This is a genomic window from Shewanella glacialipiscicola (assembly GCF_023283485.1).
Taxonomy (GTDB): Bacteria; Pseudomonadota; Gammaproteobacteria; order Enterobacterales; family Shewanellaceae; genus Shewanella; species Shewanella glacialipiscicola.
This window is the reverse complement of the sequence record NZ_JAKILU010000001.1, coordinates 180,633-197,460: the sequence shown is the minus strand read 5'-3', so window position 1 is coordinate 197,460 and position 16,828 is coordinate 180,633. Positions and strand designations below refer to the sequence as shown.

Annotated in this window: 13 protein-coding genes and 1 pseudogene; 3 read left to right on the top strand and 11 right to left on the bottom strand. The window is 43.3% G+C overall.

Annotation, left to right across the window (positions count from 1 at the left end; all coding sequences use genetic code 11):
- Window positions 1–45: 45 nt before the first annotated feature.
- From L2717_RS00820 to L2717_RS00785, 8 genes are all read right to left on the bottom strand, one after another.
- Entirely contained in the window at window positions 46–1,410 is a 1,365-nt protein-coding gene (locus L2717_RS00820) for a DUF1329 domain-containing protein (RefSeq protein ID WP_220774433.1), read from the bottom strand.
- A 13-nt stretch (window positions 1,411–1,423) separates the two neighbouring features.
- Window positions 1,424–3,466, bottom strand: a complete 2,043-nt coding sequence (locus L2717_RS00815; protein ID WP_248937948.1) for a DUF1302 domain-containing protein — start codon at window positions 3,464–3,466, stop codon at window positions 1,424–1,426.
- A 337-nt stretch (window positions 3,467–3,803) separates the two neighbouring features.
- Window positions 3,804–4,019 carry a DUF2835 domain-containing protein gene (locus tag L2717_RS00810; protein WP_220774284.1) on the bottom strand — a complete coding sequence of 72 codons (216 nt, stop codon included), beginning with the start codon at window positions 4,017–4,019 and terminating at the stop codon, window positions 3,804–3,806.
- Window positions 4,020–4,061: 42 nt separating this feature from the next.
- A complete protein-coding gene (gene pepN, locus L2717_RS00805; protein ID WP_220774283.1) occupies window positions 4,062–6,611 on the bottom strand; it encodes an aminopeptidase N in 2,550 nt (849 codons plus the stop codon).
- Between the two features lie 84 nt (window positions 6,612–6,695).
- Window positions 6,696–8,744, bottom strand: a complete 2,049-nt coding sequence (gene prc / locus L2717_RS00800; RefSeq protein ID WP_220774282.1) for a carboxy terminal-processing peptidase — start codon at window positions 8,742–8,744, stop codon at window positions 6,696–6,698.
- Between the two features lie 28 nt (window positions 8,745–8,772).
- Window positions 8,773–9,402, bottom strand: coding sequence for an RNA chaperone ProQ (gene proQ, locus L2717_RS00795; RefSeq protein ID WP_220774285.1), 630 nt, complete (start codon window positions 9,400–9,402; stop codon window positions 8,773–8,775).
- A 281-nt stretch (window positions 9,403–9,683) separates the two neighbouring features.
- Window positions 9,684–10,142 carry a free L-methionine (R)-S-oxide reductase MsrC gene (locus L2717_RS00790; RefSeq protein ID WP_220774281.1) on the bottom strand — a complete coding sequence of 153 codons (459 nt, stop codon included), beginning with the start codon at window positions 10,140–10,142 and terminating at the stop codon, window positions 9,684–9,686.
- Between the two features lie 17 nt (window positions 10,143–10,159).
- Window positions 10,160–10,459 (bottom strand): YebG family protein, encoded by a 300-nt coding sequence (locus tag L2717_RS00785; protein WP_220774280.1) that lies wholly within the window; start codon window positions 10,457–10,459, stop codon window positions 10,160–10,162.
- 205 nt (window positions 10,460–10,664) lie between these two features.
- On the opposite strand from L2717_RS00785, the gene L2717_RS00780 reads away from it, so the two are divergent.
- From L2717_RS00780 to L2717_RS00770, 3 genes are read left to right on the top strand one after another with little or no spacing between them, the layout of a single operon-like run.
- Window positions 10,665–11,297 (top strand): paraquat-inducible protein A, encoded by a 633-nt coding sequence (locus L2717_RS00780; RefSeq protein ID WP_248937947.1) that lies wholly within the window; start codon window positions 10,665–10,667, stop codon window positions 11,295–11,297.
- Between the two features lies 1 nt (window position 11,298).
- Complete coding sequence (locus L2717_RS00775) at window positions 11,299–11,916, top strand: paraquat-inducible protein A (protein ID WP_220774278.1); 618 nt, start codon at window positions 11,299–11,301, stop codon at window positions 11,914–11,916.
- The gene (locus L2717_RS00770; protein ID WP_220774277.1) at window positions 11,903–14,542 is read left to right on the top strand and encodes an MlaD family protein; all 2,640 of its coding nucleotides are present in this window, start codon (window positions 11,903–11,905) and stop codon (window positions 14,540–14,542) included. Before L2717_RS00775 ends, L2717_RS00770 begins: the two co-directional genes overlap by 14 nt.
- An 18-nt stretch (window positions 14,543–14,560) precedes the next feature.
- On the opposite strand, the pseudogene L2717_RS00765 reads toward L2717_RS00770, so the two are convergent.
- The 3 genes and pseudogenes from L2717_RS00765 to L2717_RS00755 form a co-directional block, all read right to left on the bottom strand.
- Window positions 14,561–15,352 (bottom strand): annotated as a pseudogene (locus tag L2717_RS00765) (transposase domain-containing protein).
- 152 nt (window positions 15,353–15,504) lie between these two features.
- Complete coding sequence (locus L2717_RS00760; RefSeq protein WP_220774276.1) at window positions 15,505–16,257, bottom strand: Nif3-like dinuclear metal center hexameric protein; 753 nt, start codon at window positions 16,255–16,257, stop codon at window positions 15,505–15,507.
- A 59-nt stretch (window positions 16,258–16,316) separates the two neighbouring features.
- On the bottom strand, window positions 16,317–16,787 hold the full coding sequence (locus L2717_RS00755) for an outer membrane lipoprotein (RefSeq protein ID WP_107883102.1): 471 nt from the start codon (window positions 16,785–16,787) through the stop codon (window positions 16,317–16,319).
- Window positions 16,788–16,828 lie beyond the last annotated feature (41 nt).

Sequence of the window (16,828 nt, the reverse complement as noted above, 5' to 3'; positions counted from 1 at the left end):
CTTAAACAAATGAGGGGCGCAAGGCGCCCCTTAATACATGGCTTATTAACGAATCCCTTCACGACGCAATGCATCGGGGGTAAAGTTAGCTTCAGTCAATTTGGCATCGAAGTTATACATACCACTTTGATTGTCTAAGCCCATAGCGAGATAGCGACGAGATTGCAAATCATGGAACACTTCTAACGTATCCCATTGAGTCGGCACTTCGTAGTAATTCAAACCATGTGCCACAGCCACACGATACAGTTGATCACGGTTATCGTAGAGATCAGCAATCGATACTTGCCATGAGTCTTCATCAAGGTACATGTCGCGTACTTTGTAAATGTGGCGCATACCGTCTTTCAACGTCGCCTTCACTTGCCATACACGGTGTTTTTCCCAACGCACATATTCAGGATTCACGTGACCCGGTTTTAATATTTGGTCATATTTCAGCTTGTCTGAGTGCAATTTATAATCGTTATACGGAATATAAATTTCTTTTTTTCCAACAAGCTCCCAGTTATAGCGCGATGGTGAGCCGTTAAACATATCTAAGTCATCGGTAGTACGCAGACCATCTGACACTGTACCTGGGGTATCAAACGCGACGTTAGGCGCTTTACGTACACGACGTTGCCCGGTGTTATAGGTCCAAGCTTGGCGTGGCAAAGCCTCCTGATCCATGGTTTCTTTGACTAACAACGCGGTTCCAGCGAGACGCGCAGGCTGGGTTACCACTTGCTTAAAGTAAAATAAGGTATTGCTAGCTTTAAGTTGTTCGAGGGTAATTTCAGGACGTGAGTATTCAAATCGAATTTCTTCGGCTGTTTCTACTAAGCTGTAGCTACCATCAGCTGTCGGGGCCGCTTGGCTACGTGAAGTCTCTATTTCAACGCCGCGAAAACGTAAAATATGGTTCCAAATTGCCTCTAAGCCATTTGCAGGGATCGGAAATGGAATACCAATCATGGCACCTGAAATTCCATTACCCTGTGAAATCAGTTCAGCCCGAGTCGCATTAGCCTTAGTTGCATCGTAAACATATTGCGGCACAGATGCACTACGGCGAGTTTGATAGACATTCATCTTGTAGGTTTCAGGATAAAGTTCGAATAACTTCATCTGACCCGGCGTTAAAAAGTCTTTATATTGTGCTTTGTTGGCATTGGTAATGGTAAATTCAATCTTATCTTCAGGGAAAGGATCGGGGTGATGCATCCCTTTGGTATAACCCGCAACAGGTTTGGTAATACCCCCATCCCATGCCGGAATGGAACCATCAGCATTACCAGCTTTTTCAGCACCCAAAGGTGTTAATTCATTGCCAAGTTTAGCTGCATCGGTTTCAGAAATTTTCGCCGTAGCCACTGGCACAACAAGTGCCATCATCACAGCGCTCGCCAATATCGTCAGTTTCTTCATTGTTTGAGTCCTTTTAGATCGAATACTTGATATTGAATGAAACATAATCACGATCTGCCATCGCATTTGTCGTACCGACACCGCCAAAGAAATTGTTATAGGAGATATCTGCCCCCCAACGGTTTTGATAATCGAAGTTAACACCTAGTGCGACAGACTTACGTCCTTCAGTAAACAGGAACATAGGATCAGGAGTGATACCGTCAACGTCATGGGAGAAAATCATGCGTGGTGACATATTGACCCCTGCGAATACGTTGTTGAAATCAGCTTTAGCGACTAAACGGTAACCCCATGCAAAATCAGTCGGGAATGGATTAGTTTCAGGGCCATTATGCAGTGCTTGAATAATCCCCGGCATATCTGGATTACCACCAGAACGAGATGTACCAGGACCATTGAGGCGCAGTTCATCAAAACCTGGCATATCGTGGATCCATACACCACCGACTTCGGCCAGCATTGTCAAATTATCTAACCCTAAGGTTGGGCCGAATAAATGAGTAAACGTCATCTGTGCCTGAGTGGTATCAAGACGAATAAAGCCATCCACGGTTTCACCCGGTTGAACATCTTTAATCTGTGAAATGCCATCAAGATCAGGACGAAGCCCCGCATTGGCTAACTGCTGTGGCATACCGGCAAACAATAATTCAACGTCATCGATTTGCAACGGTTCATCTTGACGATGGGAAATTTCGCCCGCGACAGAGGTATCACCAATCAGCGTATTGAAACTCACACCATACAGTTTAATATCTTCTGGATAGACGACTTGCGCCTTAGAAAAACTCTTCAAACTCAATAGTAATTCGCGGTTAATATCTCCAGCGCTTTGTCCTAATACGGCCAAATCAGATAACAACGCGCCCGTACTAAAATCAGCAGCCGTACCACTAATAAGCGGACGACGGCTATGGTAATTCATAAAATAGAAACCAAATTCAGTTTCACCCAGTTCCGGTGCATAATAACCGAGCTTGATACCGTATTGTCCATCATCACTGGGTTTTTCTTCATCCTGCACCAGCGTCACTTTAGTGGGATAAGCTAAAGCCATAGAAACTAACTGCTGTGTTGGAATCGATTGACCGCTAGCGATCATGCCCGCTAGAAGCTCATATTCCTGCGTCATGAAATCTAAATTAATATCGGGGTTAGCATTAAATCCAAGCTGGGCATTTTGTGCATAACCGCCATAACCCACAAAATCATTCGTTGCAAAGATAGAACCCGCTGTTGGCACCCAAATAGGTTGCCAATCATATTGATAGAATGCTTCAACCGTTAACGAGTCTGTCAGACCAAGGGACGCCCAGACCATGCCTTGGGGTCTGAATGCTTCTTTCAGTTCAGCACCCGGCGCGTTAAGTATGTTCAAATCCACCGCGTTGATTTCACTAATCCCGTGGGCAATTAAGGTACTCTCACCCCAAGACACCACTTGATTACCAACACGGATTGATAATGGATTAGCACCATCATTCAAATCAAAGTTGCCATACACAAACGCATCTAATAAACGAATATCTTTACATTGCACTTCTGAAGCACGGTTGTCTTCGCAAGGGTCAAACTCTTTGCCCGTTAGCGGATCATTAAAATCATAATTACCATCATTAAGTTTACGATCGTAGAAATACATGCCACGGGCAAATAAACCGTAGTTTTTGTATTTCAACGATAATTCATGCAAACCTTTAACGATTTCAGAGGTAGTGTCACCTTGAGAATAGAGTAAATTACTTAAATCATTGTTGCTTGAATATGAACCTGGTTGGGCCCAAATATCAGCTGAAGTATATTTTGTATTATTAAATGCACTGTAGTTAGCCCAGTCAAACTGAGGTTGATTCACCTTACCAATTTGGCCTTCCCAATCACGCTCACCCACACGCCAACTCGCACCTGCCGTCCAAGTTGAGTCAAATGTGCCTTCAACCTCTCCCCAATTAAATGATATTGCATTAACACTTGGGATCATTAACAAACTCAATGCCGACGCCACCCCCAAAGCAAGCGCCGATTTGTTAAAACTATTTTTAACAATTTTCATTTTAGCTCTCCGTACCCTGCTGGATTTTTGTTTTAGGAATTACAGCCAACATCTTGTTATCTCACAGGCAACAATATTGTTACAGCAATTATTCTCCTTGAGCAAGACACAGTTAGAGATAATTTTCTAAAGAATTAAACATGTAGGTACATTTGTACTGCAGATTTTTAAGAAGTGATTTAAATTAGGGAAAGTCAGGATAGGATTAGAACCGCAAAAAACATAAAAAAGACTTTAAATTCAAAGGTGTTATTTTAAGTTGGATATCAAAAAATGAGTGTAATAATCAATCGTCCGTTTAAAGTAATTGCTCTAAGTTGAAATCAATAAATTATTGCTAAACTCGATTTAATGAAACAAATTGTCCTTTGTTATCTAAAACTAATTTGAAATAACCCTGAATGCCATTTTCAGTCAAAAAACGCCTAAAATGCCGTCCATTAATCCACAGGATCTTCCCTTGGTTCTCACGGACCTCGATTTTATCAGCAACCCCCTGATAATACGGTAAAAAATCTCGATAACTGATCGATAGTTTAAAATATAATTCCATAACACTAGGGCGGCACTCCTGCCGCCCTCCTCCCACAAACGGTTAGCTTGCCAACGCCTTCGAAACTTTCTCGTACATATCCTTAGATAAATCAGGCAGAGCTAAAAGTTGTCCCAAACAGGCTTTAATCAAGGTTTGACGACCTGAATCAAACTTACGGAACTGGATCAATGGCGTCACCATACGAGCGGCAACCTGTGGATTAAGGTGATTCAATGCGATTAGACATTCTGTTAAAAACGCATAACCCTTGCCATCCTTACGATGGAACTGATAGATATTACCTGCAGCAAAACTGCCAATCAACGCGCGCACCCGGTTTGGATTGTTCATGCTAAAGCTTTTGTGTTGTTGCAATTGACGGAGGCACTCAATCACCGTATCTGACTCATGGCTAGCCTGCAGCATAAACCATTTATCCATTACCAGAGGCGTATCTTGCCAACGTAATTCGAATACCGACATCAGCTCATCACGACAAGGTAAATCGCCGGTATTCGCCGCAGTAAGTGCGCCGAGCGAATCCGTCATATTACTCGCGTTCTCGAACTGAGACATGACTAAATTACTAGCCTCATCCGATACCTTAGCTAACCAAGTTAGGCATTGATTTTTAAGCGATCTTGCCTGAGTTGTATCGACAGCAATCAATGAACGATATAAGCTGATTAATTCATCTTCACAATAGGAAGCCAGCTCTGTTAACACAAATTCACGGGCTAAGGCTAAAGCGTCTAAATCAACACTCTCAGTTTGCTCAATCAGAGCAGATGCTGTCGGTATCGCTAATATTTCAGCGATTAACGCAGGATCGAGCTTGGTATCTAGCAATACACCTTTAAAGCTATCGCGCACTCGGGGATCGAGTGTCATGGCTTGTTGCTGTTGTAAGCTAGCCACATTTTGCCAAATAGCTTGGCTTACTAAGGTAACAGAGGCTTCCCAGCGCGCGACTTCACTACTAGCAAAACGCATTAAGTGAACCAGTTGATCAATATCAAAGTCATAGTGTAATTTGACTGGCGCTGAGAAATCTTGCAGTAATGAAGCCACAGGTTTATGAGTTAATCCCTCAAAACTAAACATTTGCTCAGCCTGGGTAAAGTTAAGCACTTCATTCACTAAAGAGTGGCCATTGGCATCTAAGAGTTCAATGCTGAACGGGATATGCAAGGGTGATGGACAGTTTGCGAGACTTTGTTTAAGGGTCAACTGATAAATGCCAGTTTGTGTATCAAAACTGTCCATTGCAATCACAATCGGCGTGCCCGCTTGGCTATACCATAAACGGAATTGAGTTAAATCGACTCCACTAGCATCTTCCATTGCTGCCACGAAATCATCGCAGGTGACAGCTTGACCATCATGGCGTTTAAAATATAGTTTCATCCCCGCCTGAAACTTTTCTTCACCGAGCAAAGTGTGCATCATACGGATCACTTCAGCACCCTTATTATACACAGTCACTGTGTAGAAATTATTCATCTCAATCACTGATTCTGGACGAATGGGATGTGACATAGGACCAGAATCTTCGGCAAACTGCTGATTTTTTATGACTTTGATTGCATGAATGCGATTCACTGCGCGTGAACCTAAATCAGAGCTAAATTCTTGATCGCGAAAAACGGTTAAGCCTTCTTTTAAACTTAATTGGAACCAATCGCGACACGTAACGCGATTTCCAGTCCAATTATGAAAATACTCATGGCCAACTACAGATTCAATACCTTGATAATCATCGTCAGTAGCCGTTAAGGTATCTGCCAGCACATATTTAGTGTTGAAGATATTTAAGCCTTTATTTTCCATGGCGCCCATATTGAAAAAATCGACCGCGACTATCATGTAAATATCTAAATCGTACTCAAGATCAAAACGGCTCTCATCCCATGCCATAGATTTTTTCAGTGACGCCATCGCATGGTGCGCTTTATGTAAATTCCCTCTATCGACAAACACTTGCAAAATCACTTTACGGCGACTGCGAGTGATGAATTCATCTTGTAATAGATCAAAATCGCCAGCGACTAAGGCAAATAAATACGCTGGTTTTGGAAATGGATCTTGCCAGCAAACATAATGGCGCCCGCCATCTAACTCACCTTGATCAATCAAATTACCGTTACTCAGTAAAAACGGAAATACGGCTCTATCGGCTTCGATACGCACTGTGTATTTGGCTAATACATCGGGACGGTCGAGAAAATAAGTAATACGTCTAAAGCCCTCAGCCTCGCATTGTGTGCAATAGGCACCATCAGACATATACAACCCTTCAAGACTCGAATTAGCCTCAGGATCGAGCTTAGTGATGATCTTGAGCTCAAACTCATTAAACGCAGTTTCTAGGACTAACTGACCCGCACTCACATGATACGGTGCAGCCTCGCCATTAACCGTCAGCGAGACGACCGTTAAGTCTTCGCCATCTAACACTAACGCTTGTTGATGTTGAGAAGTGCGTTTTACTCGGCTTATAGCCTGTACTTGAGTTTCTTTGCCAGCCAGATTAAAGGCTAAATCAATGGTTTCTATCGTAAAGAGAGGGGCTTGATAATCTTTTAAGTATTTTGCTTGAGCTTGAGTCATTTTGATCCCTTTAACGCTGATCTAAATAAGAAAAAACGCGCCATAAGCGCGTTTTGATATTGGATAAATCGATTCGACTAATGCCTATTTAGCGGCACGGGTTTGAGCCAGTTTTTGCACATCAGCCATATCTAAAGTTATATAGGCTGTTTCATCTAAAAATGCGTCAGGTAATTCGGCGTCGTCTTTAATGTCGTCCATTGATTTAACCGGAGCTAAACCGTTGGCGACTAGGCGCTCATTCGTTCTATCGAGGACTTTCTTCTCATCGGCTTCACGGGAAGCAATACGCTCACTTTCAACCAGAGAAACCGTTCTCTCTTTGTGATGCTTTTTAAAGTCGGCAATATCTTGATTAATATAAGCAAATTCTACACTGTCTTTTATACGGTTTAGATGCTTAGTCTCAAGGCTCGTTACTAGGTTAGGCGTAATATCATTGAGGGTGCCATATTGTGCCATAGGCACTTTATCCCAAGGCAAGGCATTTTTCTCTTCCGCTTCACCATATTCACCTGGCTCTAACGCACTTGGGAACGCGATATTAGGCGTAACGCCTTTAATCTGAGTGCTGCCACCATTTATACGATAGAACTTTTGAATCGTGTATTGCACATGACCCAATGGTTTTTCGTACATATCGTAAATACGGCCAAGGCTCTTATGTTGTTGCACAGTACCTTTACCAAAACTCGATTCACCTACAATCAATGCGCGATCATAATCTTGCAGCGCGGCAGCAAAAATTTCAGAGGCAGAAGCGCTGTAACGATCAACCATCACAGTCAATGGCCCAGCATAACTGGTTTTACCATCGTTATCGCGGTGTGCAGATACTCGGCCATCCGCATCACGAATTTGTACCACGGGTCCCATATCAATAAAGAGGCCCGTCAGTAACACGGCTTCGGTTAATGCGCCGCCGCCATTGCCGCGTAAATCAATCACGATACCTTCAACTTTGGCTTCGTTTAATTTCACTAGCTCTTTTTCAACGTCCTGCGACAAATTCATGTAAAAACCAGGAATATGGATCACACCAACCTTACGATTAGCGTATTCACCATCTTTAGGCTCAATCACCTTAGAGGTTGCCGCTCTATCTTCTAAACGAATTTTATCGCGCACTAAGGTGACATTGAATGGCTTAGCATTCGAGCCACCTTTCTTAGGTAAAATTTGCAGGACAACTTTACTGCCCTTTGGACCTTTAATGAGTTCGACGACGTCGTCTAAACGCCAGCCGATAACATCAACTATCTCTGCGCCCTCTTGACCAACGCCTACAATCTTGTCTTCTGGTGACAACTTTTCGCTACCCGCCGCAGGGCCGCCAGCAATCAAGCTTTTTATAACGGTGTAATCGTCTTCAAGTTGCAGCTGCGCACCAATCCCCTCTAGGCTTAAATTCATTTCCATTTGGAAACGTTCAGCATTGCGGGGGGAAAGGTAACTGGTATGCGGCTCAATGCTACGTGAAAAGGCGTTCATCACACCTTGGAATACGTCTTCACTGTTAGTTTGAGTCAAACGTTTAATGGCATTGTTATAACGCTTTTGCAAGATATCAACAATTTCAGGCCATTCTTTACCTGTTAGTTTTAGATTTAACGCATCGTATTTTACACGTTGACGCCATAACTCATTAATTTCAGCCTGATCTTTTGGCCATGCCGCGTCATCGCGGTCATACTCATAGACATCACCAGGTACGGAGAAGTCGATCGGTTTATCCAATAGGGATAAAGCATAAACAAAGCCTTCGTAGCGACGTTTTTGGACTATATCAAACATCTTATAGCCAGGCTCAAGCTCACCAGAACTGAGCATGTCATCAAATTGAGTCGCGTAAGGCTTAAAACTATCGACATCAGCTTGCGTTAATACATTACGACGGAAATCGAGTTGCTGCAGATAACGATCAAAAATTTGTGCAGAAAAAGCATCATCAAGATTAAAACGATGATAGTGCGAACGAGTATATAAATCCGTTACCCTTTTACTCGCAACTTTATGTTGCGCTTCCTGCTTGAGAGTGGGTAACTCGCTGATTTGAATAGTGGGTGGTACGGCCCAAGCCGAAAATCCGACAAAAACTGTGGCGATAGAGGTAGCCAAAGTGAGGTTTCGCATCAACAAGTTACTCCGTTTTAATAAATGACTACAGCAGGATATGTTCTGCTCTAACTTTAATCGTTAGGCCACTATCAAGCTGAACATGAATATCTTCCTTGTTAATATCAGTAATGACACCGGCTACAGGAGTCATACCTAATTTAACATTGACGCGTTGTTTTTTCGTTAAATCAGTCAATTGTGCTTGGACATAATTCACGACTGGCGCAGCAGCTTTAGGTGCAGGCTTAGCTGGACGTTCAGTTTTAGGACGCTGAGGAGCCGCCACCTTTTTAGGTGCTTTCTTTGCCGCAGGCTTTGGTGCAAGTGCTGCACGTTTCGCCTTGGCCTTCTCTTGACTCTCTTTCAACATCGCTTGAGCATGGTCAATATGCTCTTGCTCTAACTCACCGCAAGGTTCGCCATCCAGATTAACGCGTTGTGCGCCTGCTTTAACAGACTTCAAATAGCGCCAGCTGCTGGTGTAACGTCTTAAGGCAACTCTGAGCTGAGTTTTACTGACTTTAGAATCATCAGCCAACCTTTCAGCCAAATCTTGAAACAACCCGATTTTTAATGGCTTAGTTTCACCTTCAGCAATAAAGCACAAAGGAAATGTTTCATACAAATACGCCAAAATTGCATTGGTGTCGGTCAACTTTTCTGTTGATTCCATCATTACTTCCACAGTCAAAAAAGAGACATCGATTCGAGGTGATATTGATCAACTTCTTACGAGTCATTTATCTTCGTTAAACTCAATAGTGAGTCAACGTACAAATTAGCATCCTAGCCGCGTTTACTAAAGTTAAAAAATAGACCTTAACAAATTTTTACAGCTCAAAACACTAAGCTTATTTATTGCATGCTAATCAAACCAGCTTAATGCGTGCAGGCACATATTATAAGGCGCACGCCACCGATTGCGACCATGAATTATGCATTATTGTACGTAAATTAACCAAATAGGCAGCTTTCAAAACTTTTAACCAATAATTCTAGCCCTTTTTGGTCTTCTTCATCGAAACGATCCAAGATAGGGCTATCAATATCGAGCACAGCAATCACTTTACCCTGTGTACGAACTGGCACAACGATTTCTGAATTACTGGCAGAATCACAAGCAATATGACCATCAAATTGATTAACATCTGCCACTCGCTGAGTTTGATTACTTAACGCTGCCGTACCGCATACGCCTTTTCCTAACGGGATACGTGTACAAGCTACTTTCCCTTGAAACGGGCCAAGTACCAGTTGTTCACCACGCATCACGTAGAATCCCACCCAATTAAGCTCTGTCAAGTTATCATTAAGTAAGGCTGAAAAATTTGCCATACCCGCGACAAGATCATCCTCGCCAGCCATCAGAGCTAATACTTGACGGTTCAGTGACTCATAAAATTTCGATTTCATTACATTTCCTAACAATTTTATTCTGCTGCTTCGGTCTTTTTAGCCGCTTTTTTCGCAGTAGGTGGATTCGTCGGCGTACTATTAACCTGAACGACACCTTTAAGCAAGTTTGCCAGCTCATCTTTATTATTAGCGAAGTAGAATGCGAGTTTTTCGCTCACACTTTCATCTATACCCAAATCGGCTTGTTGAATAAAAGGGATCAGGTTATCAGCGATATCGAGCATCTTATCGTAGGCGTCAGCCTCCTTCTTAGATGTGAATGTCATCTTTTCAACCCCTTCTCTGACCACGACAAACTGTGTTATTACTGCCATGACTGCCTCGCACTGTTTTTATATACAGTAACTAGAGTGACATAGATTGAACTTGTGATGCAAGTGTTCTGATTAATCTGATATTATTAGCCTACTTTCGTTACCAAGATAATATGAACGTTAGAGAGTATTTAACGATTATTAACATGATATGACGCACGGATCTCGCTGTTATTACTCAACATTAGGCTAGTAATATTTTTATATGCATGAAAACGCAGCAGAAAACTCAATAATCTTATGCCGTTCCTGCGATTTAGCAATCCGCAAACGAGCTTTGCCTAGCGGTGTACGAGCACTTTGCCCGCGTTGCAGCACCGCACTTTATGACACCCCCTATTACTCCATAAATGGCATGTTAGCATTGTGTATTACGGCATTAGTGTTTTATTTCCCGGCAAACTTCTTACCCGTACTTGAGATCCATTTTTTTGGTAGCATTCGCACCACCACTGTGTTTCAAGGTGCATTTGCCGTATTTGATCAAGGTTATTGGTTAGTAGGTTTAGCCGTGCTAGCCGCAGCAGTAATTGGCCCGGGCTTATTACTGTTATCCATCTTAGTGCAGATATTAATTGTCAAATGGGGCTTAAATAATGTTTTTTGGCGTAAATCATTAAAGCAATTATTAAAATGTCATGGCGTATTGTCACAACTCACTATGTTAGAGATTTATGTGATCAGTTTTTTAGTTTCTTCATTTCAGCTTTCTGATTTTTCAGATATTTACTTTGGAATGGGCACATTTTGCTTCACTATGCTATTTCTCGTGACCTTGTTTTTACAACGAGAATACGACTTAGAGCACATGTGGACACTATTGGAAGGTCATCGCTGATATGAAGCAGCAAGGTAAAGATATTGGCTTATGTTTATGCAAGATGTGCCGCCAACTGAACAGCACAGAGCTCACTCACTGTCAGCGCTGCCAAGCAGAACTACACATTAGAGACTATTCCAGCCTACAAAAAAGTTGGGCGCTGCTGATCACTGCCGCCATTTTATTAGTGCCTGCAAATATTTACCCTATCACCGTACTGACAAACCAGGGACAAGTGCGGCACGACACTATTTTTTCAGGCATCTTACATTTAGTCCATTCCGACATGTTGCCCATAGCCGTGATTGTCTTTACTGCCAGTATTTTAGTGCCATGGATTAAAATCATCGGTCTATCGATTTATCTGTGCGCGATAAGTTTTGATATTCCAATTTCAAAAAAGAAATTGATGGTGGGCTTTCACGCCATTGAATGGATTGGCCGCTGGTCTATGCTCGATTTATTTGTTATCTCCATCACCGCCGCATTAGTGAATATGGGGCAACTACTCGATGCAAAACCCGCCCCCGCCGCGACCGCATTTGCCTTGGTTATTCTGTTAACTCAGCTAGCCGCAAAAATTTTAGACACTCGTTTACTCTGGGATCGATTGGAACCTCAAGATGACACAAATTGAATCGCCGAAAGTTGTAAAGAAAAAACTCTTCTCGCCTATTTGGCTGCTTCCTATTGTCGCGTTGGCATTAGGTGCTTGGCTGGGTATTAAGAGCATTAAAGAATCGGGTGTTGAAATTCAAATACATTTTCCGAGTGCGACAGGGATTGACGTCGGTAAAACCTTAGTCAAATACCAAGGCTTAACTGTCGGTAAAGTCAAAGACATCGGTATCGATGACGATTTGAAAGGCGTGAACGTCAAAGTCATGATGGACTATCGCGCCAAACCTTTCTTAAATAGAGAAACCTTATTCTGGCTCGTCACCCCCAAAGCCAGCATTACTGGCGTTGAAGGCTTAGATGCACTGTTTTCCGGGAACTATATTGCTATTCAGCCAGGGAAAGGGAATGACGCTACTTTCTTCGAGGCCGAGCGCCAACCGCCACCAATGCAAATTGGTTCTGAGGGTGTCATGGTTGAATTAACCTCAGATAAACTCGGTTCATTAGATGTGGGATCGCCGATATTCTTTCGCCAAATACCTGTGGGTAGTGTAGCGAGCTATCGCTTAGACGGTAATCAAAGAGTGCTGATAAGCGCTTTTATTCAAGAACAATACGCTCGGTTAGTGAAGAAGAATTCGCATTTTTGGAATGTCTCTGGCGTAAAAGTTGAGGCATCACTAACAGGTATTCAAGTTAGCTCAGAAAGCTTGGCATCAATACTTGCGGGCGGCGTAACTTTCAGCTCTGACGATGATGCTCCTATCGCCCAAAATGGTGATACGTTTGTTCTTTTTGACTCAGAGACCACCGCCCTTGGCGGCATTGAAGTCAACCTAACAATGGCTGACGGTAGCGGAGTCGATAAAGGGACTCGCATTGTTTATCGTGGCATGAATATCGGCAGTGTGTTAAGTAAGCAACTTGCCCTTGATGGCATAACAGTTGTGGCTGAGGTTGAACCTCAATATGGTTCACTCTTGACCAACGACGGAGTATTTTGGCTTGAAGGTGCTGATATTTCTCTCTCAGGCATTAAGAACCCAGAACGTTTACTCACTGGTAGCGTGATCAACTTTCTACCGGGCATAAAGACTCAAACAACGATACCAACTCACTTTACCTTGCAATCAAAAGCGCCCGATTTATTGCAATCGAAAAAGCGTTTTTTAACCTTAATCTCTAATGAAAACATGGGTGTTTCGGCTGGCACAGAGGTGCGTTACAAACAAATTCCGATTGGTAAAGTGCTTGGCGTTAAGTTAACCAAAGATTTATCCGCGGTGGAATACCAGCTCGAGCTACAACCTGAGTTTGCCAGTCTACTACGCAGTGACAGCTATTTTGTGCCTGAATCGGCATTAACGGTAAATGCCTCTTTAGAGGGAATATCCGTTAAAACAAGGGATTTTACGACGCTCACTCAGGGCGCTGTCAGCTTGTTTAAAGGCCGCAGTGACACACCTTTAGCCGCTAACAGCACCCTCACCCTTTTTAACTCATTAGCCGCAGCGACTGCTTTTTATGATCGCCAACAACAAATACATGTGACTTTAATCAGTCAAGATGGCGCCGATGTCAGCCAAGGCTCACCGATTTACTATAAAAAGATGCAAATTGGGATAGTAGAGTCAGTGAACTGGCAAAGTAAAACCGAAGACTTTGCCATTAAGCTCGCAATTGATAAACAGTTCCAACCTTTGCTGAAAAAGCCCAATGTATTCTGGCGTAACAGCGCTGTGGATATCAGTGCCAGTCTTGCAGGTATTGATATAGCCATAGCGCCGCTTGAAGGAGCATTAAAAGGCAGCATTAGCCTGGGATTACTTAATAATAGTGACAAAACTAACAATGCAGCTCACTTAAAACTCTATGAGAACAAGCAACTGGCATTAACCCAAGCCCAAGCTATTCGTCTCACCTTACCCGCATCATCAAAACTTGCAGCAAAAGCCGCGATCCGTTATCAAGGTCATCAAGTAGGCGAAGTGTCGCAGGTGAAACTCAATGCGGATCTCAATACCCTCACGGCGACCGCGTATCTGTATGGGGAATATGCCGATCATTTTAGCCGCAGTGATTGTGAGTATCACTTAGTGGACGCGCAAATTTCCCTTGCCGGAATTAAAGCGCCAGAAACCTTAATAACGGGTCCCTATATAGGTGTGCTGCCAGGTAAAAGTAGTCAAAAAGCAACGCAGTTTGTCGCCAACATAATGACTCATGGCTACGCCAATGTTGCCGAGGATGCACTTAAATTTACTTTAGAAGATAAAAAATTAGGCTCGATGAAAGTTGGCACGCCAATTTTCTTCCGTGGTATCAAAGTCGGTCAAATTGATAGTTATCGCCTAGCAACACAGGGCAATAGCGTGCTAATGCAGGCACATATTGAGCCACAATATAGCCACTTAGTGAATCAAAGCAGTCAGTTCTGGGATGCCTCAGGCATTAAAGTCGATGTAGGCTTGTTCTCAGGTGCGCAAATCGAAGCTGGCTCGCTAGAAACCTTACTAGTGGGCGGCATCAATGTCGCGACGAAGAACACCACTCAAGCGGATAATCGCTTAGCAGCAGGATCAATATTAACGTTACAGCATAAAGCCGAAGCTGAATGGCAAGATTGGGCTCCTAGCCAATAATACTCTCAAGTTAAGCCTTTATAAAAAAATCAGGCGCATAGGCTTAATGCCGTTCACTCTTAAGTGAACGGCATTTTCATTTGGTCTAACCGGATACTTGTTTTTGCTCATTTTAAGTACTCTTGGATAAGCCCTTTCCCGTTTACCATCCAACTTAAATTGCCGTGCAATGCGTTCTATATCCAATACGTATGGGGACATTCCCAGGCGTTTGTGATGGCAGTTGTGTCAGCTTAAAGATGATATGACTCGCAGCATCCCGAAAACTCAGTTGATTGGGATGGACCGATGGTAAGCTTTTGACCATCAGTAACATCTTGTATCTAATTAAATTATAGGCCGGCAACACGCCCAGCAGCTCTTAAGTCACGAGTTCCTGCACTTGACTGCGCAGCGTAAAACGACTCTCCAACAGATGTTGTTTCATCTCTCTGTAGCCCAGTTCGATTTCCCATCGATGGGCATATTAAGTCGACAATGTCTTCGCTGGGGTAACGCATCGGGCCAGTTAACGAGGTTAAAATGGCGACTAACTTGCCTTTCACAGTCTTAGTGAGTAAAAGCCCTTCAAGGGTATAAGGGAGCTGCGTGCAACATAATCAATCTCTTGCGGCAAAACAATGTCGAGTTTGTTGATGAGTGACCGAACAGACTCCCCTCGGAACAAGGCCATTCCGATCACCGCCCAAATCATCGCATCTATGGGTAATTTACGTCGTCTGAGTGTGGCAACGCCTTGAGAGTCCAAACAGGATTGAATTCAGTTAGGCGGGTAATATGAGTGCGCGCGAGCGCTTCTGAAAGTTGCATAAAAAATCCGATGACATGAGGCCATCGGATTTTGATCTTTTCAGCGAGATCGTCAAGCGATCTGTGTTAACTGATCAACATTAGAGCTAGGCTCGCCTTTCTTTTAAGGATCATACGGTTAGGTTGGCATCATAGCCGTCTAAAGATATGAGTTAAACTGGATTAATAATATCAACAAAATGATGCACTAAACCAAACTCACGGGCGAGATGACGACCTAAGGCTTGAATACCGAAACGTTCAGTCGCATGGTGTCCAGCCGCAAAATAATGTATGCCCTGCTCCACCGCACTGTGAAACGTGCGTTCAGAGACCTCTCCACTAATAAAGGCGTCCACGCCCAGACTGGCAGCTACATCAATATAGTCCTGCGCGCCACCAGTGCACCAGGCTAGATGTTGGATTTTAGCATTGCCATCACCGATATGCAGTGGTGCTCTGCCTAAAGCATTTTCAAGGGTTTTAGAAAATCCGCTAGCACTAACGGCAAGATCAAGTTTGCCACGCCACAACAGCCCCTGAGCCACCTCTTCGATGGCTTCTGCATCGATGATCCCAAGCTGTCTGCCTAACATCGCGTTATTACCCAACATGGGATGAGCGTCTAAGGGTAAATGGTAACCAAATAGGTTGATGTCATACTTGAGCAGCGCTTTGATTCGGCGTTGCTTCATCCCAGTAATCACTTCCGGCTCGTTCTTCCAAAAAAAACCATGATGGACCAAAATCGCATCGGCATTTAAACGAATCGCTTCATCTATCAAGGCCTGACATGCCGTCACCCCTGTGACTATGGTGCGAATTTCATCCTTACCTTCTATTTGCAACCCATTGGGCGCGTAATCTTTAAAAGCCGACACATGTAAAAAATCAGCTAAATATTGGATTAATTCTGTCCGAGTCATTGCAGCACCACTTATTTTTACTGAAAATAATAATTTTTTACTAAGGATGATAATTGAGCCTACATGGCCAAGTCGACACGCACGCCACTTTGCAGATAGACCACTCGCACTCTGTCACCCGCATTGAAGACCATGCCAGAGTCATAATCTTGGATCACCATAACCTGCGTACCATCTTCTTGATTAATCATTAATTCAACTAACTTTAACGATTGCGTAGTCGTGCCGCTACCATATCGATTACCAATGCCACCACCAATTAACGCGCCTAGAATGGTTGCCACATCTTGGCCTGAACCACCGCCAAACTGATGGCCTATCACTCCGCCCGCCAACGCGCCGCCGAAGGTTTTCCAACCTTGATTGCGATCTTCAATTAACTGGGTTTCAGTAATATTACGCACTGAAGTAATATCGCCATAGAGCACTTTCTCAACAGGTACAGCTTGGTTACGCTCATAACCCGCAATAGCGGGATTGATGAGAAAAGCAAAAATAAACATAAAGCTTGCTAGAGTAGGTTTCCACATATCTGAATTTCCGCTAACGTAGTAATAAGGCCAATAACTAA

What these genes read in the sequence shown, in the direction of transcription:
- L2717_RS00820 (WP_220774433.1), bottom strand. Translation starts at nt 1,410, where the DNA reads ATGAAGAAACTGACGATATTGGCGAGCGCTGTGATGATGGCACTTGTT.
- L2717_RS00815 (WP_248937948.1), bottom strand. Translation starts at nt 3,466, where the DNA reads ATGAAAATTGTTAAAAATAGTTTTAACAAATCGGCGCTTGCTTTGGGG.
- L2717_RS00810 (WP_220774284.1), bottom strand. Translation starts at nt 4,019, where the DNA reads ATGGAATTATATTTTAAACTATCGATCAGTTATCGAGATTTTTTACCG.
- pepN (WP_220774283.1), bottom strand. Translation starts at nt 6,611, where the DNA reads ATGACTCAAGCTCAAGCAAAATACTTAAAAGATTATCAAGCCCCTCTC.
- prc (WP_220774282.1), bottom strand. Translation starts at nt 8,744, where the DNA reads ATGCGAAACCTCACTTTGGCTACCTCTATCGCCACAGTTTTTGTCGGA.
- proQ (WP_220774285.1), bottom strand. Translation starts at nt 9,402, where the DNA reads ATGGAATCAACAGAAAAGTTGACCGACACCAATGCAATTTTGGCGTAT.
- L2717_RS00790 (WP_220774281.1), bottom strand. Translation starts at nt 10,142, where the DNA reads ATGAAATCGAAATTTTATGAGTCACTGAACCGTCAAGTATTAGCTCTG.
- L2717_RS00785 (WP_220774280.1), bottom strand. Translation starts at nt 10,459, where the DNA reads ATGGCAGTAATAACACAGTTTGTCGTGGTCAGAGAAGGGGTTGAAAAG.
- L2717_RS00780 (WP_248937947.1), top strand. Translation starts at nt 10,665, where the DNA reads ATGCATGAAAACGCAGCAGAAAACTCAATAATCTTATGCCGTTCCTGC.
- L2717_RS00775 (WP_220774278.1), top strand. Translation starts at nt 11,299, where the DNA reads ATGAAGCAGCAAGGTAAAGATATTGGCTTATGTTTATGCAAGATGTGC.
- L2717_RS00770 (WP_220774277.1), top strand. Translation starts at nt 11,903, where the DNA reads ATGACACAAATTGAATCGCCGAAAGTTGTAAAGAAAAAACTCTTCTCG.
- L2717_RS00760 (WP_220774276.1), bottom strand. Translation starts at nt 16,257, where the DNA reads ATGACTCGGACAGAATTAATCCAATATTTAGCTGATTTTTTACATGTG.
- L2717_RS00755 (WP_107883102.1), bottom strand. Translation starts at nt 16,787, where the DNA reads ATGTGGAAACCTACTCTAGCAAGCTTTATGTTTATTTTTGCTTTTCTC.